The sequence below is a fragment of the Priestia sp. FSL P4-0332 genome (assembly GCF_038005845.1).
In the GTDB taxonomy this organism is placed as follows: domain Bacteria; phylum Bacillota; class Bacilli; order Bacillales; family Bacillaceae_H; genus Priestia.
On sequence record NZ_JBBOUA010000001.1, the window covers coordinates 2,981,490 to 3,000,471 of the forward strand.

Annotated in this window: 20 protein-coding genes; 7 read left to right on the forward strand and 13 right to left on the reverse strand. The window is 37.3% G+C overall.

The annotated features are described in order from the left end of the window. Window positions 1-53: 53 nt before the first annotated feature. The 4 genes from MKY06_RS15185 to MKY06_RS15200 all read right to left on the reverse strand — a co-directional run bounded on the left by MKY06_RS15185 (window position 54) and on the right by MKY06_RS15200 (window position 3,396). Entirely contained in the window at window positions 54-1,187 is a 1,134-nt protein-coding gene (locus MKY06_RS15185; RefSeq protein ID WP_013057664.1) for an MGDG synthase family glycosyltransferase, read from the reverse strand. Beyond that, window positions 1,184-1,777 carry a DedA family protein gene (locus tag MKY06_RS15190; RefSeq protein WP_013057665.1) on the reverse strand — a complete coding sequence of 198 codons (594 nt, stop codon included), beginning with the start codon at window positions 1,775-1,777 and terminating at the stop codon, window positions 1,184-1,186. Before MKY06_RS15190 ends, MKY06_RS15185 begins: the two co-directional genes overlap by 4 nt. A 15-nt stretch (window positions 1,778-1,792) precedes the next feature. Further along, entirely contained in the window at window positions 1,793-2,503 is a 711-nt protein-coding gene (locus MKY06_RS15195) for a polysaccharide deacetylase family protein (protein WP_013057666.1), read from the reverse strand. A 290-nt stretch (window positions 2,504-2,793) separates the two neighbouring features. After that, window positions 2,794-3,396 (reverse strand): alpha/beta hydrolase, encoded by a 603-nt coding sequence (locus MKY06_RS15200; protein WP_289915532.1) that lies wholly within the window; start codon window positions 3,394-3,396, stop codon window positions 2,794-2,796. Between the two features lie 822 nt (window positions 3,397-4,218). Between MKY06_RS15200 and MKY06_RS15205 the strand changes: the two genes are divergently transcribed. Then, window positions 4,219-6,009 carry a transglycosylase domain-containing protein gene (locus tag MKY06_RS15205; RefSeq protein WP_029322600.1) on the forward strand — a complete coding sequence of 597 codons (1,791 nt, stop codon included), beginning with the start codon at window positions 4,219-4,221 and terminating at the stop codon, window positions 6,007-6,009. A 35-nt stretch (window positions 6,010-6,044) separates the two neighbouring features. Here the strand turns inward: MKY06_RS15205 and MKY06_RS15210 are convergent, their stop codons facing one another. Both MKY06_RS15210 and MKY06_RS15215 read right to left on the reverse strand, forming a co-directional pair. Then, window positions 6,045-7,376 (reverse strand): polysaccharide biosynthesis protein, encoded by a 1,332-nt coding sequence (locus MKY06_RS15210; RefSeq protein WP_013057669.1) that lies wholly within the window; start codon window positions 7,374-7,376, stop codon window positions 6,045-6,047. Window positions 7,377-7,670: 294 nt separating this feature from the next. Then, window positions 7,671-8,588 (reverse strand): DMT family transporter, encoded by a 918-nt coding sequence (locus tag MKY06_RS15215; RefSeq protein WP_098277620.1) that lies wholly within the window; start codon window positions 8,586-8,588, stop codon window positions 7,671-7,673. Window positions 8,589-8,738: 150 nt separating this feature from the next. On the opposite strand from MKY06_RS15215, the gene MKY06_RS15220 reads away from it, so the two are divergent. After that, complete coding sequence (locus MKY06_RS15220; protein ID WP_098322352.1) at window positions 8,739-10,127, forward strand: aminotransferase-like domain-containing protein; 1,389 nt, start codon at window positions 8,739-8,741, stop codon at window positions 10,125-10,127. A gap of 63 nt (window positions 10,128-10,190) precedes the next feature. Here MKY06_RS15220 and MKY06_RS15225 read toward each other — a convergent pair whose 3' ends face one another. Then, window positions 10,191-10,589, reverse strand: a complete 399-nt coding sequence (locus tag MKY06_RS15225) for a FixH family protein (protein ID WP_098322351.1) — start codon at window positions 10,587-10,589, stop codon at window positions 10,191-10,193. Between the two features lie 150 nt (window positions 10,590-10,739). On the opposite strand from MKY06_RS15225, the gene MKY06_RS15230 reads away from it, so the two are divergent. Continuing rightward, a complete protein-coding gene (locus MKY06_RS15230) occupies window positions 10,740-11,318 on the forward strand; it encodes a hypothetical protein (protein ID WP_064471829.1) in 579 nt (192 codons plus the stop codon). Window positions 11,319-11,415: 97 nt separating this feature from the next. Then, the gene (locus MKY06_RS15235) at window positions 11,416-12,081 is read left to right on the forward strand and encodes a type 1 glutamine amidotransferase domain-containing protein (protein WP_013057675.1); all 666 of its coding nucleotides are present in this window, start codon (window positions 11,416-11,418) and stop codon (window positions 12,079-12,081) included. 42 nt (window positions 12,082-12,123) lie between these two features. Here the strand turns inward: MKY06_RS15235 and MKY06_RS15240 are convergent, their stop codons facing one another. Then, window positions 12,124-13,851, reverse strand: a complete 1,728-nt coding sequence (locus tag MKY06_RS15240; RefSeq protein WP_013057676.1) for an ABC transporter ATP-binding protein — start codon at window positions 13,849-13,851, stop codon at window positions 12,124-12,126. A 219-nt stretch (window positions 13,852-14,070) separates the two neighbouring features. Between MKY06_RS15240 and MKY06_RS15245 the strand changes: the two genes are divergently transcribed. Then, window positions 14,071-14,265 (forward strand): hypothetical protein, encoded by a 195-nt coding sequence (locus tag MKY06_RS15245; protein ID WP_029322613.1) that lies wholly within the window; start codon window positions 14,071-14,073, stop codon window positions 14,263-14,265. Window positions 14,266-14,296: 31 nt separating this feature from the next. Here MKY06_RS15245 and MKY06_RS15250 read toward each other — a convergent pair whose 3' ends face one another. After that, window positions 14,297-15,358, reverse strand: coding sequence for a copper resistance D family protein (locus tag MKY06_RS15250; RefSeq protein ID WP_223268886.1), 1,062 nt, complete (start codon window positions 15,356-15,358; stop codon window positions 14,297-14,299). A 4-nt stretch (window positions 15,359-15,362) separates the two neighbouring features. After that, on the reverse strand, window positions 15,363-15,923 hold the full coding sequence (locus MKY06_RS15255; RefSeq protein WP_013057679.1) for a copper resistance CopC family protein: 561 nt from the start codon (window positions 15,921-15,923) through the stop codon (window positions 15,363-15,365). Between the two features lie 283 nt (window positions 15,924-16,206). Between MKY06_RS15255 and MKY06_RS15260 the strand changes: the two genes are divergently transcribed. Further along, window positions 16,207-16,476, forward strand: coding sequence for a CPCC family cysteine-rich protein (locus tag MKY06_RS15260; RefSeq protein ID WP_013057680.1), 270 nt, complete (start codon window positions 16,207-16,209; stop codon window positions 16,474-16,476). Between the two features lie 51 nt (window positions 16,477-16,527). Here the strand turns inward: MKY06_RS15260 and MKY06_RS15265 are convergent, their stop codons facing one another. The 3 genes from MKY06_RS15265 to MKY06_RS15275 form a co-directional block, all read right to left on the reverse strand. Further along, the gene (locus tag MKY06_RS15265; RefSeq protein WP_057273469.1) at window positions 16,528-17,229 is read right to left on the reverse strand and encodes a poly-gamma-glutamate hydrolase family protein; all 702 of its coding nucleotides are present in this window, start codon (window positions 17,227-17,229) and stop codon (window positions 16,528-16,530) included. A 555-nt stretch (window positions 17,230-17,784) separates the two neighbouring features. Beyond that, on the reverse strand, window positions 17,785-17,958 hold the full coding sequence (locus tag MKY06_RS15270) for a hypothetical protein (protein WP_013057683.1): 174 nt from the start codon (window positions 17,956-17,958) through the stop codon (window positions 17,785-17,787). Between the two features lie 93 nt (window positions 17,959-18,051). Beyond that, window positions 18,052-18,333, reverse strand: coding sequence for a hypothetical protein (locus MKY06_RS15275; RefSeq protein WP_013057684.1), 282 nt, complete (start codon window positions 18,331-18,333; stop codon window positions 18,052-18,054). A gap of 192 nt (window positions 18,334-18,525) precedes the next feature. On the opposite strand from MKY06_RS15275, the gene MKY06_RS15280 reads away from it, so the two are divergent. Continuing rightward, the gene (locus tag MKY06_RS15280) at window positions 18,526-18,978 is read left to right on the forward strand and encodes a Dps family protein (RefSeq protein ID WP_029322620.1); all 453 of its coding nucleotides are present in this window, start codon (window positions 18,526-18,528) and stop codon (window positions 18,976-18,978) included. The last annotated feature ends 4 nt before the right edge of the window (window positions 18,979-18,982 follow it).

Consider the following 18,982-nt stretch of genomic DNA (forward strand, 5'->3'; position numbering starts at 1 on the left):
GTTATCTCTACAGTTAGTTTATCGAATGTAAAAAGAAATAACCAATGTTCTGCTTAAAATTGATTTTGACTTGTCTCATATCGATACAGCTTAAAGTGATCTGCAAGCACGCGATCTACTTTTACTTCTAAGCTGTCTACATATTCGTCCATCCGTTTTATCAACCGGTTTCGTTTCACATCATTTTCTAAAATGTTCTTAAGCTGCTGTTCAAAGGCTTCAGCATCATTAAGCGGTATCAGCAGCTCTTTTTCTTTTAGATATTCAATGTTAATTTGTTCTTGACCGGGAAGAGATGAGTGAATAAAAATAGGTAGTCTCTTGTGAAGGGCTTCGCTAATTGTCACTCCCCCCGCTTTTGTGACAATGGCATCTGCTCCCTCATATAAATCATTCATTTTCTCTCTCGATTTTACATACGAGACCGCTTTAATTCTCGGGTGGTTCAATTTTATTAGTTCTTGATACAACTTTTTGTTTTTTCCGCACAGCACATAATACATATACGTACAGTTTTGCGGAAGCTGCTGAAGCATTTTGCGTACATTTCCAAGGCCGGAATTCCCTCCGGCAATCAGTATATGTTTCTGTGGCATGAGATGGTCAATCCGTCTTTTTAAAAACGCTTTATGAACGGGAATGCCCGTTACATAAATAGAAGACTCTTTTACACCGTGAACGTTTTGTAAAAACGCTTTTGTATCCTGATCAGGCACGCAGTGAAGCTCAATTCCATTTTTACCCCATACGTCGCTTACTAAGAAGTCTGTGTATACGTTTATAATAGGAAGATCAATGATTCCTTTTTCTTTTAACCCGCTTAATACACAGGAAGGAAAGCTGTGTGTACAAACAATGACGTCCGGCTGCTCTGCATCAATTAATTTTTTCATATGGTATTCGATAATCGGCCACTTTTTCACAACAAAATCATCCATCGTATGGTCGTTTTTTTTGTATACATGACCGTAATAAAATTTTTCAAACTGCTTTGGAAAAACAGAAATCCATTTCATGTATATCGATGAAATCATTTGTTCAAGCGGTTTGCTCCAATAGCTTAAACAATCAATTTTTTGACAAATAACGTGCGAAAAACGCTCCATGATGGCATCCATAACGGCGTCTGCTACTTGGTGATGACCAGATGGCATCTGAAAAAGCGGTAAGAATAAAACCTTCCTCATTGACCATCCCTCCTCTCAAGACGTTTTCGGTTTCTTTTTCTTTTTATAAGTAAATAAATGACAAAAAAAGCTACAGCGCCCATGATAATATACGAAATATGAATTCGATCTCCTACGTAGTAACCTAGAATTAGAAAAGAAAGGACCCATACTAGACTTCCTACTACCGATAACAATAAATAAAGCAAAAACGGATAGCGACTTATTCCCGCCATATATGGGCTAATTTGACGCAAGCCTGGAATATATAAACCAAATAAAATGGTCCATATCCCATATTTATGGTAGCTGCCGCTTGCCGCTTCAATTTTCTCTTTGGTTAACCCTACGTATTTTCCGTATTTATCAAAAAATGGGGTTCCCGCATACCTTCCTAGCCCGTAAGCAGTAAGCATTCCAGTTATAACACCTAAAAAAGCAAAAAGAGATGATTCGTATAAGTTCAGCTGATGTTTGGCAATAAACATGCCTAATAATATTAAAAATGATTCTTCAGGCGCTGGAATTCCAACAATCCCACAAAAAAGTACAAGTAAAATAACAATATAACCATAGGAATGTATATACTGAGAAATAATTGTTAAGTCCACTGCTCGCTCCTCTATTTACGATTGATTCATCAATTGCTGCATGGTTATACTTTCATACCCTTGCTGTTTTAAGTAAGGTAAAAATTCTTCTAACGCCGCAATCGTCATTTCGGGTGCTTTTTCATCTGCTCCCGGGGTATCTCCATTATCGTGTAACACAAAAATGGCTCCATCTTCTACTTTACGCATTAGTTTTTGAACTAATGCCGTTTTCGTTGTTTTTAGTGTCCAATCCTGAAAGATTCCTGTCCAGATCACAAGGTGATATGGCTTGGCCATTGATAAACTGCTCATATTTAAATGTCCCCACGGCGGACGATAAAAAAGCGGCTTTTGATTTGTTACTTTCTTTATAACCTGTGCACATTGATGAATTTGTCTTTTTAATTGCCAAGGTGTTTGCGTCCATGCACTCACATGACGATGATGATGTATAGCTACTTCATGTCCTTCATCGATCATTCTGTTTAAAATAGACGGGTGTTTCTCCCCTAGTTCTCCCACAATAAAAAAAGTAGCTTTCATTTCATGCAGTTTGAACAAGTCCAAAATTTTTGGTGTATAAACAGGATGAGGCCCGTCGTCAAATGTTATAGCTATTTTATGCTTTTTTTCCCCTTTTATTATGACTGATGAATGATAGCGACGATAAAGGGTTTGCGAAATAATGGTATATACACATATAACCATTAGAACGAAAAGTAAAACAATAAAAAAACGAGTCATATGCTTTTAACCATCCTTTTGAATTTAAATCCTGCATTTATTATAACGGTTTACTCAGACTTTGGTTTCATTTTTTTGTGATAGAAACCAGGAATTTTAAAATAATTTGATACTTTACCTAAAAATAGCTGTTCTGCAAAGATATACCGGAAATAAAATGATATCATAAAATTTCCCTTCATTCAGTAAAAAAAGTACTTTTTACCATTTATATCTATCTTTTGTACGATAACTGTCATTATTTTTTAAAAATAAAAAAACTTCCCGCACGAGTGCGAAAAGTTTTTAAATTAAAATTTTGACCGATACCATTTTTCAGCTGCTTCAATTTCTGTTCGTGTTAACTGATGTCCAAATGATTCCCAATGCACCTGTACGTCTGCTCCGGCTTTTTCTAAAAGCGCAGAAAGTTCTTCTGTTTCTGATGCTGGGCAAATAGGGTCGTTTGTGCCTGCGCCGATAAAGATAGAGGCGTCCGTCTTAGGCACTTCAACTCCTCTTCTTGGAACCATCGGATGAAGAAGAGCCGCCCCTTTTAAAGAATTCTCATAATGAAATAGCAAACTTCCTGCAATATTGGCACCATTTGAGTAGCCTACAGCTACGATGTTGTGTCGGTCGAATGAATATGTTTCAGCCGCTTCGTCTAAAAATTGATGAAGTTCTGTTGTGCGTTCAATTAAATCTTCTATATCAAATATTCCTTCTTGTAAACGTCTAAAGAAACGGGGCATTCCGTTTTCTAGTACATTTCCTCTTACAGATAATACCGAGCAAGAGGAATCAATCATATCTGCAGCAGGAAGCAGATCTTGTTCTGTACCTCCTGTACCATGCAACAGCAACAAAGTCGGTTTCGTCTCGTCCGTTCCTTTTTTAAAAATATGTTTCACGTATATCCACTCCTTTTAAATATCTCGAATTAAAGATAAATTTATTATAAGAACTTTCGAAGCATTTGTAAAGGAACTACTGTCAAAGAAATACCTGTATGTTTTGCTGGCAGTATCACATAATACTGAATAACTTCATACAGCCATTGCTCATATGCAGCTAGGTATTTAATTCGTTTGACTTACAACGGGGAAAGAAATATTCCACTTTTAGCTAAGTGCTCCCGTCAAAAGGTGGATAATGATTAAAACTCGCCCGTCCTCCTTCGTATAAAAAGTGCCCTAGTCTGATAAATTAGTTAATTTTTGCTTTATTTCGTTACTTTCAACAGATATCAGCATTTATACCCGAACGTACTAAATCTTATTTCTTATACGTGTTATAACAACTTTTTTCTATGAGAAACAGAACGTAAAATACCAGCTTGTTTTTTCATAAAGGGGAACAAAGCCCCGAATGGTGCTTTATACGACTTTATTTGACAAACACAAATTTATGGGTAAACTAAGTTCAGATGATTGTATTTCACTTTGTTTCAGTTTAATAAAAAAACGAAACATCTGCGAGTAAGCAAAAAATAACTGCGTAAAGAGCTATTTATGTCAATCATCTTATACCCTAAAAACTTACCTGCACTTGAATAATAGCCTTTATTAAACTTAGCGCGTCAGCTTGTGAACGTTAATACTTTATCATCCATCTCTCTGTTAAAAGATTGAATGGATCAACAAACTTTAGCATTCTTTACATAACGACCTTGTAAAGACGAAGAATGTAGCTATGTGTAAACATGGAATTATTACTTAGTGGAGTGAACCAACATGAGGAAATTTATTTTAGCCTTTTTAGTCGTTGTTTTAATTGTAATGCTAGGAGTTACCTATGTATTAAAGCAATTTCAGCAAACGGCTGATTTATCTTACTCGAAACTGCAGTCGGTTCAAAGTACGGTAGTCTATGACAAAAATGACCGTAAGATTGACGAATTGTATAAAACCGTTCCCCGTCAAAATGTTTCGAGCAATGAAATTCCCGATTATGTAAAAATGGCGTTTGTTGCAACGGAAGACCGTCGCTTTTACAAGCATTTTGGGATTGATTTACAAGGTATTGGCCGCGCCCTTTTTAAGAACATTGTAACAATGAGTAAAGCTGAAGGCGCAAGTACCATTACACAGCAGTTAGCAAGAAATCTTTACTTATCTAGTGATAAGACCATTAAACGTAAAGTAGATGAAATGTTTCTATCACTAGGCTTAGAAAGACAATTTACAAAAGATCAAATTTTGGAATTATATTTAAATCAAATTTATTTCGGAAGCGGTGTATATGGTATTGGTGCAGCTTCTCAGCTTTATTTTAATAAGCCTGTATCAGATTTAACCGTAGGCGAAGCTGCGCTTTTAGCAGGACTGCCAAAAGCGCCGAGTACGTATTCACCAAGCAATAGTACAGAAAAAGCGACAGCCCGACGAAACGTTGTATTGAAACTGATGCATGACCAAAACGTTATTAGTGATACTCAGTATCAGCAAGCGTTAAACGAACGTGTAGTCAAGCCTAGTATTCCGGTTAAAAAACCGAACTCAAATCAAGCATTTATTGATTATGTAATTAACGAAGCTGCTCAACAGTATGGCGTATCTGCTGATGACCTTTATAAGGGTGGTTATGCCATTTATACAGATTTAGATCCTAATTTACAGGAATCGATTAATAACTCTGTAGCAAATCATACGTTCCGAGATGATGCCATCAACAGCAAAGTAGAGGTTGGGATTTCGGCTGTTAACCCTAAAACAGGTGGAATTTCAGCGATGTATGGAGGACGCAGCTATGAGCGAAACGGCTTAAACCGTGCTACAAGCGGCTATCAGCTTGGTTCAGCTATTAAGCCTTTAGCCGTATATGGTCCAGCCTTAGAAACTGGAGATTATACACCAACTTCACTCTTAAGTGACGAACGACAAGACTTTGGCGGTGGATATAGCCCTAAAAACGCAGAAGGTGAATATCAAAAGCATGTGACAATGCGTGAAGCACTTACTCGTTCGCTTAACGTTCCAGCTGTTTGGCTTTTAAAACAAATTGGTATTGATACAAGCGCAAAATTCATGGAAAAAGCTGGACTTCCTCTTGAAGATGACGATAAGTCAAAATTAGGGCTTGCTCTGGGAGGAACGACCACAACGTTCTCTCCCCTTCAGTTAGCACAAGGATATACAACTTTTGCTAACAAAGGCGTCATGACTAAGCCGTACGCAATTCGAAAAATTGAGATGCGCGACGGTGAAGTGAAAAAGCCAGACATTCAGACAGAGCGAGTAATGAGTGAAGAAAATGCGGATACAATGACATCCATGCTACAGGATGTGATTGAAAAAAGCTATGGAACAGGTGTTAACGCTCGTTCTTCACGAGATGCTGCAGGTAAAACCGGTACAACCAACGATGTCAAAGATGCTTGGTTTGTCGGGTATACCGATGATGCAGTCGTTTCTATCCACGCTGGCTTTGATAATGCTAATTCTACGCAAACAACGAAATACTTATCAGGCGGCGGCGGACAAGACCCTGCTACACTGTTTAGCTCAATTATGAATAACTGGTAACCAAAAAACCTCCAACTTCACTGTTGGAGGTTTTTTTAAGATAAATGCGTTTTATGCTTAAGTGAAAAAAAGGAAACGTTAATGACTTTGCAAATCGTTACATAATGCAGAACGGTCAAGACAACCACGCCACAGTTCATCCCGATAATAATTCCCTGCATGCCAATATTTGTTTGTGATCCTAAGAAAAACATCAGGGAAAAAGATACAATATGAGACCAAATCGTATGATAAAAAGCATCTTTTACATAGCCAAGTCCAATTAAATAAGCTTGAAGTGGGACGGCAAAGAAGTGAAAAAGAAAATACGGCCATAAAGCCTTTAAATAGTACACGGCCTCTGTAGAATGAAAAAACAAGTTAGTAAGCGGCTCAGCAAAGAAATACATCGCCACTATAGACGGAATCCCATATAAAAATGTCATTTGCATACTTTGAGTCAAAAGTCTTTGAAGCTGTTCTTCCTGATTTTTCGCATGAGCTTCAGATACAGCAGGTATTAGTGCCACTAAAAGAGAATGAGCAAAGAAAGCTGGAAAAAATCCGATCGACATCGCTACCCCTGTTAGCATACCAAAATGCTGCGTTGCCCCGGTTAAAGTCATGCCCGATAAAACGAGCGCGTGTTTGATTAAAAACGGCTGAATAGCATTACATACCGCATTAAATAAACGCAGTCCCGTGGTCGGAAGTGAGACGCCTAACAGCTTTTTCCGAATCTCACTTGGAGAAAGCAGAGGTCTGTGCCCTCTTGATAAAACACTTAACTGAGTAACATACGTGATAAAAAAATAAAGTAAAATAACAGCTTCGGTTCCAATTAGCGTACAAATCGCAATAAACAGCGACATTTTAACATCTGTGAAAGCAAACATTTGAAAAACAACAAATAAAATCGTTAGCTGAAAGGCTTTGCGGATAAAATTAGACACAGCGATAGTCGTCATATTATTTTTACCCGTAAAATATCCACGAAGCACCGCTGAAAATGAAACAACCGGAATGAAACATAGTACGACCCATTTCAAGTAAGGATGATAGTGACTAAAAAATGGAAAGGCTGCTAATACGGCCAGTGTAATAAAAAAGATTCCCAAGCTCACAGCAGTCGCAAAAATGGTGGCATGCTTCATCATATGCTGATGTTCTTTGCGATGATGTTCAGCCAAAAATTTAGAAATAGAAATAGGCAGTTCTAAGTTAGCTACGGTGGCAATAAGAAAAATGATAGGAAGAACAGTCATGTACATGCCCATGCCTTCCCTTCCTAATTCTCTAGCAAGTACCATATTTACAAGAAATTCAATTAACTCTCCTGCAAAGGCAGCACCTGCTAGAATAAACGTTCCTTTCAAAAAAGTGTTCATCTCGTTATCTCCTCTATTTCCCGTCCTTTTTCATCACTACCTCTTCTCTCTATGTATATGACAAGCTTTATACGAATTATTTGTCTAATTGTATTTTTCGGTGTACAAGTTCTTGTATAATGTTCAACCTATGTAAAAAAAAACCGTTATATACCTTTTTTACATAGGAAATTCATTCATTTCTTATCTTTTGGCTCTTGAAACTTGCATAGAGAACACAGGAGACCCAATGAGCCTGCTGATTGCTAACGGGAATAGAGCATGTTGTTTTAATATAACAAATTCACATATTAGTTAAGCGTCTTTATTCACCATTTTCTGTGGATGCACTTCTTTTTTTGACACCGAAGCGTTTTTGCCTATTACAACCGAAAAGACAACAATTATTGCTATAGCAAGAGTAAAAAGTGTAATTGTTTCACCTAGAAATAGAGCTGCAAACAGAATCATTAAAAATGGCTGTAAATATTGAACCTGGCTAACTCTGGCTATTCCACCCATAGCCATCCCGCTGTACCAAGCAACGTATGCTAAAAATTGACTCACTACTGAGAGATAAATCAAACTAGCCCACGCTTTTAAAGGCGCATGGAGCATTTCAGCTGTAATGCTTAGTCCCACTGGAATCATAAAAAATGGCGTACCGATGATAATGGCCCAAGCAATTACTTGCCAGCTGCCTAATTCTCTTGCTAACCCCCCTCCTTCTGCGTAGCTTAGTCCAAGTATCAGCACCGCTGCTAGTAAAGCTGCATCAGCAAACTGCAGTTGACCGAATCCGAGGTGAAGAGCATACACGATAACAGCTGCCGAACCGATTATACTTGAGACCCAGAATTTTAAAGAAGGACGTTCACCCCCTCTAAACATCGCAAAACCGGCTGTGGCTAATGGTAAAAGAGCGAGTTCAACCGCTCCGTGAGAAACAGGCAAGGATTTCATTGCCCAAGAAGTGAGCAGAGGAAACCCTAAAACTGCGCCTAAAGCGACGATCAGCAGACTTTTAAATTGGCGAAGAGAAGGAAATTTTTCTTTTCGTACAATCAATATCACAGCTACTAAAACAGCAGCTACAGCTGTTCTTCCTAAACCTGCGACTGTCGTTCCGAAATACTCCACTGCAATGCTTGTAGAAGGAAGGGTTAAGCTAAAACAGATAACGCCTACTAACCCCAACAATAAGCCCATTTTCTCTCTCGTTTCTTTTTGCATCTTACCCTACCCCTGTCTTTTTATTTTTCAGAACTGTACCATTTTTCTAAAAAAAGTTCTGATATAATTAAAAGGATAGCGCAGGACAACTACTAAAATAAATCATTCTTTTACCTATCTGTACGGGTACAAATTAAAGGAGTAGGACCTATGAGTTTGAAATATCTGAAAATCATGGAAGAAATTAAGCTTGGCCTAGCAACTGGATCGCTTATTGCAGGTGGTAAACTCCCTTCTGTTCGCCGACTATCCCAACATTTTTCGTGCAGCAAGAATACCGTTATCAAAGCGTACAGTGAACTAGAAAAAGAGCATTTAATTTATTCTGTTCCTAAAAGCGGCTACTACGTTGTGGCAGAATTTCAACATAGGACGAATGAAAATGAAGTGATTGATTTCTTGTCTGCTGGTCCAGATAAAAACGTTATGCCTTATCTTGAATTTCAGCATTGTATAAACCAAGCGATTGAACACTACAAAGAAGAGCTTTTTACATACTCTGATCAACAAGGCTCTTACTCATTACGGGTACAGTTAGTGAAACACTTGCAGAACCTACAGGTGTTCACTCAAGCTGAAAGGTTAGTTGTTGTATCCGGGTCTCAGCAAGCTCTTCACTTATTAGTTTCTATGCCATTTCCAAATGGAAAAAATAATATCCTGATTGAACAGCCCACTTATTTCGGTTTTATCGAGTCTCTTACGCTGCACCAAGCTACTGCTTTTGGGATCGAGCTATCGATGAAAGGGATTGATCTTGATCGTTTGGAGTACATTTTTCGAAATAATGATATAAAATTTTTCTATATTATTCCAAGATTTCACAATCCTCTTGGGCATTGTTATACAAATTTTGAGAAGAAAAAAATCGTGGAGCTAGCCGAAAAATACGATGTATATATAGTGGAAGATGACTTTTTGGGTGACCTTGATCCCGATGCAAAATCAGATCCTTTATTTTCTTTTAATCCTTCTGGACGAGTTATTTACATTAAAAGCTTTTCGAAAATCTTTCTTCCTGGGTTACGTATTGCTGCTGTCGTGCTTCCTTCGTTAATGAATAGCAACTTTTTACGATATAAGTTCAGTTCAGATTTTAATAGTTCAGCGCTTTCCCAAGGTGCTCTAGAAATTTATTTAAAAAGCGGCATGTTTACTAGTCATCTTAAAAAGATAAAAGAGGTATACCATACCAAAATGCAAACTCTTGTAGAAGCATGTGATTCACTGCTACCCGCTCATACACACTTTTCTAAACCAACTTCAGGATTCTATTTATCCATTAGTTTGCCTGAGCATGTGACAGCAAAACAGATCGTTCACATGCTAAACGAGCAGCACATATATGTTGATGATGCTTCTAGATTTTTTTTACCAGAATACAAACGAGACACTCTTCTCCGATTAAGCATCTCGCAAGTAAATACGAATACGATCAAACGAGGAATTGAACAGCTGGCTCAGTGCATTACTTTAATTGATGATAGAAATGATGATAGAAAAAATCATCCTATTCCAAATAACCTTTTCCCCTTGTAGAATGGGAATTCATTGGACATACTAAACGAAAAGAAGCCAAGGAATTAGAATCCTTGACTTCTTTTATTTAACCGTAACGGTTATAAGAGGCATGTTATGCGTCCCTTTTGCAGAAACATGTGATTGCACGGTATATGTGCCAGGCTCAGAGAAAGATGTTTGTATTTCATATACACCTTCTCCTACTTGTTTAGGCTTTAACATCTTCCCTTTCCCTTCGCCATCTTTTTTCTCTATTTCAAATTCAATCATTTCAACATCATCATTTTTCACTTTTTCGTCTCCATATGTAACTTCGGCTTTGTAGATACCGCTTTCATTTTTCTGTAACGCCCCTGGGCCTTGAAGATTTACGTCCAACGGTTTTGGCTGCTCAGAATTTGTGCTTTGAGCAGGTTCCTGACCACAGGCCGTTAAAAGTAAACAAAGACTGATTATAGATATACTTATTCTTTTTTTCATGTATTCATCTCCTTTTTAAACCCTTTGTTTAACTATAACGCGTATTGCAAAGAAAAAAATGAATTTTTCTAAAAAAGAAGGATTTTTAAAGGTTTTTTAAGAAAAAAAGTTCATACTGACATTAACTAGTTTTTTCCGAGGAGGAAGAAAATGAATTCAGCTAAATCTCCAGCTAAAAAATCATGGCTACAGACATTAATCAAAAATAAAAGTGAGCGCAAAAAAGTGATCTTTATCTTTACTATCTCTTTTTTACTAGTTGTAGCAGGGCTTATTTACATCCCTATTTATAAACATTCCCTTCCGCTCGATTCTAAAGTATATGAAGGGAATTTTAAAGAGCTTGGTTCAATCGCACGAATTGGTTTCTTTGCAGCTTTAGCCATTTATCCTATTTTTTTATTATTAAAATGGAAACCGTTATCGCACATAAAAAAAGGAAATTTTGAGTTAAAACCGCTTATCCAATTTTTAGCCAAGTACGTTCGTCAGTGGCACGTTCCCATTGCTCTTATATCAACAGCCTTGATTATTTTACATGGTTATATGGCTTTAATAAAAGGATTTCAAGCAAATTTTACGTACTTTTCAGGAATTATTACGATGGCTGTTCTAGCTTGTTTACTCGTGATGGGCGTGAAGCGCTATAAGCGTACAGATAAAAAGTGGCATCTTAAATTTGCTATCTCTTTTTTGGTTTTGTTTATGATTCACGCTACCTTTTCATAACTTGCCATTGTTTAAAGTTTTTTTATATAGGGTACAGTTCACAATGAATACATGATATGTATCACTATACGTTTTACATTATTTAGGAGGTATAAACATGGCAAGAGTGTTAGCTGTATTATCAAGCGGATACGAAGAGAAAGATTATCACACAGGTTGGTGGGCAGAAGAATTATTTGCTCCGCTGCAAAAGCTTGAGGACGCAGGGCACACCGTTGATTTAGCCTCACCTTTTGGAGGTAAGCCGGAAGTAGACGTTCGAAGTATTTCAGAAGACTTTGATCCAGACGGAACGTATAAGCAATTATATGAATCAGGAAGAGCGGATCAGACAATGAAACTTGAAGAAGTAGATGCTGAGAACTATGACGTTATTTTAGTAGTAGGCGGCCACGGCGCTATGTTTGACTTAGCAAAAAATGTGGACTTGCATGCACTTATGAACAAAGTGTACGACAACGGAGGTATTTTAGCAGCTGAGTGTCACGGACCTTCTGTTTTTGCTTTCTTGAAAGGATCCGATGATGAACTGTTAATTAAAGGACTAGACGTAACCGGTTATCCTGATGAAATCGAACCGGAAGAAGTACTTCCCTTTTTACCATACAGTTTAGAACAAGAACTTCGTGAAGTGGCTAACTACATCCCTGAGATGGATAAAAAAGCATATGCCGTTTGGGCAAATGATCAAATTGTCACAAGCCGAGATCCTTTTTCTTCTGAGTTAATGGGTGATGAATTAGTCAAAAAGCTAAATAAATAAACTAAAAAAAGACTGCTTGAAAGCAGTCTTTTTTTGTTTGTTCTATAGGGATGTTTGAAACTGCTGCTCTACCAAACGCCGGTAAAAAGAATGAGAGGCTAACAGCTCTTTATGCGTTCCGCTTCCTGTAACCTGCCCTTCTTCTATTACAACAATTTGGTCCGCATTAATGACCGTAGATAGACGATGGGCAATGACGAGTGATGTGCGTTCTTTCATTACCGTTTCCAATGACTCTTGCACAAGCTTTTCTGATTCGGAGTCCAAGCTAGCTGTCGCTTCGTCCAGTAGTAAAAACTGGGGATTGCGTAACAGCGCTCGGGCAATTGCAATACGCTGTCGCTGTCCTCCTGAGAGATTAATACCTCTTTCTCCAATCATTGTTTCATATTGAGCTTCAAAGGACTGAATGAAATGATGAGCATTCGCTAACTTCGCTGCTTCTTCTATTTCTTCATCCGTCACATGCCGCTCTAATCCGTAAATGAGATTTTCTCGAATTGTTCCTGCTAAAATCGGAGAATCCTGCTGAACATAGCTAAACAGGTGACGCCACGAACGTAAGTTGACGTTTTGACTGTCTGTTCCATCCAAGAATATGCGCCCCGATGAAGGCTCATAAAAGCGTTCGATAAGCGAAAAAACAGTAGATTTTCCAGCTCCGCTAGGTCCAACAAAAGCGGTAACTTCTCCTTTTTTAGCAGAAAATGAAACTTCCTGCAATACTGGTTTATCTTCATATTGAAAAGCAACTTTATCGAACCTTAAACTCCCTACCTGTTCAAGCACTTCTCCATTTTCATAGTTCTCTTCTTTCTCAGCTAATATATCAAAGATTCTTTCTGAAGCTCCTTTGGTTTGCTGAAAGCTCGTAACAAATCGGGTAAGTGAACCAACCGGAACCATAATTTGAAAAAGGTAAAGAACAAAAGCCACCAGCTCTCCTGCAGTGATAAATCCCTCACTCACCCGGTATGCACCAAACCCGACGATGGCAATCATAACAGCGGTCATCACCGTGCTAATAATCGGGGTAATGATGGCTTCAATTTTAGCTCTCTTTACACCGAAGAGGTAGAGTGACTGAAACGATTGTAAGCCGGAATCAACTTCTTTTTTCTCTGAACCGGATACTTTAATCAAGCGGATTTCACTCAGCATTTGAGCTAAAAAAGCCGTAAGCTTGGACATTTTATCCTGTTGCTCACGTGAAATTTTATGTATTTTTCGCGCTAGCGGCATAACCAGTACAAACATAACGGGAATAACCGCTAATAAAATGAGCGTCATGGGTACATCAAGCGTAAATAAAATAACAATGGCAACGATAATAGATAAAATATTTTTAACAAAGTCAATCATTTCTGTTGACAATAAATTCATCACAATGGTTGTATCATTTGTAATGCGGCTTACCATTTCACCGGAACGGTTTTGGTCGTAAAATGAAACCGGAAGCTTTATGAGCTTGTTCCACACTTTATGTCTGAGTTCTTTTACAACACCTTGCCCTACTTGAGCAAGGAGATAAAGCGATACTGCGCTTGTTACCATTTGAGCAGCAAATAAAACAAGGAGTCCTGCTATAAGCTGCGGTGAGACTCCTATTGCAATTTTCTCCATCACTTCTTTAATGACAAGAGGAATAGAAAGCGACGCTCCGGTATTAATTAAGGCCAGTATAAACGAAATGAGTAGCTTTCCTGTCGGAGGGGTCGTTAGCAACCATAATTTTTTAAATGAAAAATGAATTCCTTTTTGCGTATTCATCTTAGTTCCTTTCTAATTCTTTTAATAGGTGGTATACACACTTTAGGCAGACACCACACACTTTACCTTCAAAGTTCTATCTTATTTTACATCATTTCCTTTCTCAACCTGAACTTCTAAGCTTTTACCTATTTTTCAAACTCGTCTATACGAAAATGACAAGCTGGTCATATACTATGGTACACTGAACTCTTTTACTAGATGAGAGGTTGAATAAGAATGTCTGTTTATATTAAATCTGTTTCTATTGGAACAATTTCTGGCGGGATCATTATTTTTGGAAACGTAGGAAATATATCGCCTCCAAGCGGCTCTACGTCCGGCTCTGGTTCTAGCTCTGGTTCTAATTCCCATATGCCGATGCCTCCTTCTCCGGGAAAAGGCCCGAGAGATAACACAGCTTTTAATGGCTAATAAAAAAACAGTGAGATATTTCTCACTGTTTTTAGACTTGAATACTTGTCATCATCGCAATATAAAAAGCAAAAACAAACAAACCCGCACTTAATACGCTAAGCCATACTGTCTTTTTGTAAAAACAAACAAGTAAATACACAAAAAACAGCAGTGCGACAAATAAGAATAGGATTCCTACAATCGTTACGTGAAACGTTAGAGGGAGCGTCACTTGTTTCCCATAGATAAACGGAAGAATCGATGAATCCATTGCCATATGACTTATATTAGTTGGCGGCGATTGCGTCACCATGATAGCTGTAAATAAAAAAATGATAAGCAAAATAATGCTTTCTGCTCGAATCCACATCACGGGCTTATATTCTGGATGTTTTATCGTTTTTTTCATAAGAAAGCCATTGATGACGGCAAATGCAAGCAGCGGAATAATCGTAATATGCTTTAGTAAAAGAGACTGCCCGTAATCTGTAGCCCATGAATTTACGTAGTTGGACAGCCCCATGATAATGACCATCGAAATGAACCCACTTAATGAAAGAAGCACAAAACAAGCGATTGCAAAAGGAGTAAACCAACTTAAGAAATTTTTCCAATTGGAGGTTTCTTTTGAAAAAGCGGCAACAATCAGAACCACCCCTCCCCACAGTCCAACTGCTAAAATATGAAGAGAATGAGAAAGCATGCCGCTAAGCGCAGAAGCGGATGCTGCGTGACTTGCGTAGGCGATTCCTCCCACCAAGGCTACAGTCAGTAATGTATACATATGAGGGTGGCTCTCTATTGAAACAGCAACCATACATAAAATAGCAATCAGCACAACAAAGATCCAGGCGTGTCCGGTTCTTGTTTCCAATAATACAAGACGAACTGTTTCACCTAACCCTCTTATTTTTGAAAAAGATAAAATAATCTCAAGCGAATTTCCAACCGAAAAAATAGCGACAGCCGCTGCACTTGCAAGTAGCCATCGCTTTGATAATAAAATTGTTGGCTTTTTTGTAAGAGGTACATATTGCAGTACAGCAAATCCTAATAATAAGGAAAGACCTACGTATGTGAACCACTCAAAAACAGGCAACAAAATACTCATCTTTTTAAGCCTTTTTCTTTCTGAAGATTAAGAGTAATGCTCCAACCACCACTACAATAGCAATAATCATGATAACAAAAAACGATGAAGAATCATTGTTCTCTGTTTTTTCATCATTTGCTACTGCACTTTTTTGGTGCTGTTCGGATTGCGTGGCGTCTTGCTTTTTTTCACTATCTTTTCCGGCTGCTTGAGTATTCTCTTCTTTCGCTTCATCTTTCACATCTACTTTAAAAGCAATCGAATCTTTCATTACATGACCATCTTCCCCTACAATTTCCCAGTTCACTGTGTAAGATCCGTTTTCAAGAGGCTGATCGAGAGAAGCTATTAAATCATGACCCTCTACTTTTTGCGATGCAAGTGAAATTTTTTGTCCATCTTTTGTAACGGTTACAGTACTGATTTTCTCGATGTGTGTTTCAAAGGTTAATTTAATTTCTTTTAGAGGAGCTGTAACAGTTGCACCATTTTCCGGCACTGTTGTTTGCACATGTGTATGAGCAAAACTAACTGTCGGAACAGCTAAAAAGCATGCTAAAAGTAAACCTATTATTTTTTTCATATTTATGACTCCCTATCTCTTTTTTCTTTTTTCATCATATCCAAAAATGCTTTTATGTAGACGTTTTCGAACACGATCTATTTTCCTAGTAAGTGTACTCCTTTTTTACTCAGTCTCACAATAACTATTACCAATTCGTTATAAAATGTTCACAAATCCTAGGGAAGATGCCGCTGTAATTTTTTGAATATTCTTTCAGATTATCCTTGAATATAGTAAAATAGTTAAATAAGATGGCTGACTTTTTTCTAGCTTAAAATCCCATACAGAAAGGATAGAAACAATGAAAAAGTATACATGCCCTTGCTGTGGTTATCAATCGTTAGACAGTGATGGTGACTATGATATTTGTGAGATATGTTTTTGGGAAGACGATCCGTACCAAAAGCTGAATGCCAACGAATTAGGAGCCAACTCTATTTCTTTAATAGAAGCTCAGGAAAATTTTATAGTTTATGGAGCGTGTAATAAAGAAAGCTTACAGCACGTGAGAAAGCCCTCTGTTCAAGATGTAAAAGATTTTAACTGGAAACCTATTATAAGTCACGAGTAGCGAAACTAGTTTATAAAAAAAGAATGCTTGTGAAAGCATTCTTTTTTGGATTCAGTAAGAAGTGGAAACAAATGTAGAAAGCACATTTGTAAACCTATAAAAAGTTTGAGTTTTAGACGAAGCTCTTCCTTTTGAAGAGAATGAATGAAACATAGCACTTCGCAGCGGTTGGCTAATCTCCAATTGAATACTTTTCCCGGTACGATTTTTATTTGCAATATTTCCAGGGTTAATGCCTGCAATCTCATCGTGCCCTTTTGTAATCAGTTCCGCGGGAAATCCATTTTGATTTAATAATTGCGTTAATTTTTTTGCACGCTCCCGATCAGTTCCCCCCACAAAAATATGTTTTTCGTTCCCAGAATACCCGTGAAGTGATAAAACATTATCATACTTGCTTACCATCTTACGCGCTGTGGGCTCATCAAAATGAGTGCTTGTGAGGTGCAGGTCTCGTGACCCTTTCGACTTTAACGATTCGAATAGGTAAAGAGCATTTTGTTTGCCAAGCTCTTTGGCAATTTCGCTTGTCCCCCCTTCAATTCCTCCACCGTGTGGAGCAAAGATAAGGACAGGGCTTTTTGTTTCTTTGGTCGTCACTTTATAGCTAGCTGAAAACTCGTGCTGTGAGAGCTGCTTGAAATTTTGATATTTATCAGTTGACGCACTAGATGTATCTTGAAAAGGTGAAATGAATAAAACAAGTAGACAGATACATAAGGTAGAGAAACTTACTAAACGATAGCTTTTCAATTTGTACTCCTGCTTTCCGTTGTGTAATAAGACCTAAAACATTAGAATCTTAAAAAATCCAGAAATAATATTTATAGTAGTCTTATTTACTTATCGTTATAAATTATAATTTATTTAATAGTTCTTAATACCTATTTATTCTATTTAAAAAAACTTCAGCGCATATCCACTGAAGTTTTTTTACTTTTTTTGTTTTTATTTATTTAAAGCAAGCGCCAAACTAATTTTATCCAGCCAAAGAAGGCGATCCATAAAGGTATGCTCAAAGATGTTCCCCACGCTAAACCAATTAAGAAGTTTCCTCTTTCAATCATACAAACCACTCCTTATGAACATTGTAGGTGAACAAGTACAATTCTATACCTTCACTATAACAGAAAGCGCTTTCATTTAATAGTCACTTACACGTTTTTAGTGCTATATTCATACAGAAAACCGGATTTCAAGTAGATAAAGGGCGATATATAAGAAAATGAATAATTACAAGAGTTAAAAGTATAATAATCTACTTAAAAAAAAGAAACCTTCTTTGAAGGCTTCTTTTCTAGGTGTTTTTTATTGTTCGCCGCTGCGCTGCAAGCGATTCTCAATAAATAGGCGCTCAACAAATTTATTTAGCTGGGCTTGATACAAACGGCGCTCATCTAGCGTTTTTGCGTCTTGTATTTGCTGCTTAAAGCGTTTGATTTGCTGCCTTTGTTCAACCGTTACATGATGAGAAAGAAGCATAGGTCCCCCTCCATTTCACTAACGTTTGAATTAAGTAAACCAAGGTTTACCAAAACAAACAACAAACCTGTTAGCTTCTCTTACATAAATTTTTTACTCAGCCTCTTTAGCCCCAACTAATGCTAAACCTGGACCGTACGGCGTTGTATGAACATCTAACATTAATTCATTTGTATAAGGCACAATAGAAGCTTCCATTGCTACTTGTACTCCGTCGACTTCATACATTTCATCATTTTCAAAAGGCTCTTCAAAAGCTAACCCAATATTAGGGATTTCACAGCTAATTCCTTTGAAGTACAAGCGAATTCCTGTTATCTCCTGCTCTTCAAGTATATTGTTAATTAATTGTTTTGCTTCTGGTGTAATATGCATAACTAATCCTTCTTCCTTTCAATACTCTTGCTCTATCCTATCATATCTTTAGAGTTTTTAAAGAGAATAGCTATAATTTAAAAGCACCCTGATTATTATTTAATAATAATTATAAATAAGTATTGATTTTAATTTGATATTTGATATAATATAAATATAAGATAATAACAACTCATTAGGAGGCTATTAACTATGAATTTAGAAAACGTATTGAACCAACAAATTGCCGATTTTAACGTATTGTATACGAAGCTACATCGCTTTCACTGGTATGTAAAAGGGCCTCAATTTTTTACGCTTCATGAAAAATTTGAAGAACTCTATAATGAGACGGCGGACTATATAGATGAATATGCAGAACGATTACTAGCCATTGGAGGAAGCCCAATTGCTACAATGAAGCAATTTTTGCAAGCAGCTACTCTTTCTGAAGATGGAAACGAGCAAACGAGTGAAGAAATGGTAGAAACCTTAATTAATGACTATACGCTACTTGTTAAAAACCTAAAAAATGCAGTTGAAAACGCTGAAGCAGCACACGATCACGTAACAGCTGACTTATTCATTGGAACAATCGGCAACATTGAAAAACATATTTGGATGCTAAAAGCTGCTTTACCTGTAAAAACATGCGTAAACGCATAAAAAG

Bases quoted from the DNA above. Each gene is read 5' to 3' on its own strand.
- MKY06_RS15185 (WP_013057664.1), bottom strand. From the start codon at position 1,187: ATGAGGAAGGTTTTATTCTTACCGCTTTTTCAGATGCCATCTGGTCAT.
- MKY06_RS15195 (WP_013057666.1), bottom strand. From the start codon at position 2,503: ATGACTCGTTTTTTTATTGTTTTACTTTTCGTTCTAATGGTTATATGT.
- MKY06_RS15205 (WP_029322600.1), top strand. From the start codon at position 4,219: ATGAGGAAATTTATTTTAGCCTTTTTAGTCGTTGTTTTAATTGTAATG.
- MKY06_RS15210 (WP_013057669.1), bottom strand. From the start codon at position 7,376: ATGAACACTTTTTTGAAAGGAACGTTTATTCTAGCAGGTGCTGCCTTT.
- MKY06_RS15215 (WP_098277620.1), bottom strand. From the start codon at position 8,588: ATGCAAAAAGAAACGAGAGAGAAAATGGGCTTATTGTTGGGGTTAGTA.
- MKY06_RS15220 (WP_098322352.1), top strand. From the start codon at position 8,739: ATGAGTTTGAAATATCTGAAAATCATGGAAGAAATTAAGCTTGGCCTA.
- MKY06_RS15225 (WP_098322351.1), bottom strand. From the start codon at position 10,589: ATGAAAAAAAGAATAAGTATATCTATAATCAGTCTTTGTTTACTTTTA.
- MKY06_RS15230 (WP_064471829.1), top strand. From the start codon at position 10,740: ATGAATTCAGCTAAATCTCCAGCTAAAAAATCATGGCTACAGACATTA.
- MKY06_RS15235 (WP_013057675.1), top strand. From the start codon at position 11,416: ATGGCAAGAGTGTTAGCTGTATTATCAAGCGGATACGAAGAGAAAGAT.
- MKY06_RS15240 (WP_013057676.1), bottom strand. From the start codon at position 13,851: ATGAATACGCAAAAAGGAATTCATTTTTCATTTAAAAAATTATGGTTG.
- MKY06_RS15245 (WP_029322613.1), top strand. From the start codon at position 14,071: ATGTCTGTTTATATTAAATCTGTTTCTATTGGAACAATTTCTGGCGGG.
- MKY06_RS15250 (WP_223268886.1), bottom strand. From the start codon at position 15,358: ATGAGTATTTTGTTGCCTGTTTTTGAGTGGTTCACATACGTAGGTCTT.
- MKY06_RS15255 (WP_013057679.1), bottom strand. From the start codon at position 15,923: ATGAAAAAAATAATAGGTTTACTTTTAGCATGCTTTTTAGCTGTTCCG.
- MKY06_RS15260 (WP_013057680.1), top strand. From the start codon at position 16,207: ATGAAAAAGTATACATGCCCTTGCTGTGGTTATCAATCGTTAGACAGT.
- MKY06_RS15270 (WP_013057683.1), bottom strand. From the start codon at position 17,958: ATGCTTCTTTCTCATCATGTAACGGTTGAACAAAGGCAGCAAATCAAA.
- MKY06_RS15275 (WP_013057684.1), bottom strand. From the start codon at position 18,333: ATGCATATTACACCAGAAGCAAAACAATTAATTAACAATATACTTGAA.
- MKY06_RS15280 (WP_029322620.1), top strand. From the start codon at position 18,526: ATGAATTTAGAAAACGTATTGAACCAACAAATTGCCGATTTTAACGTA.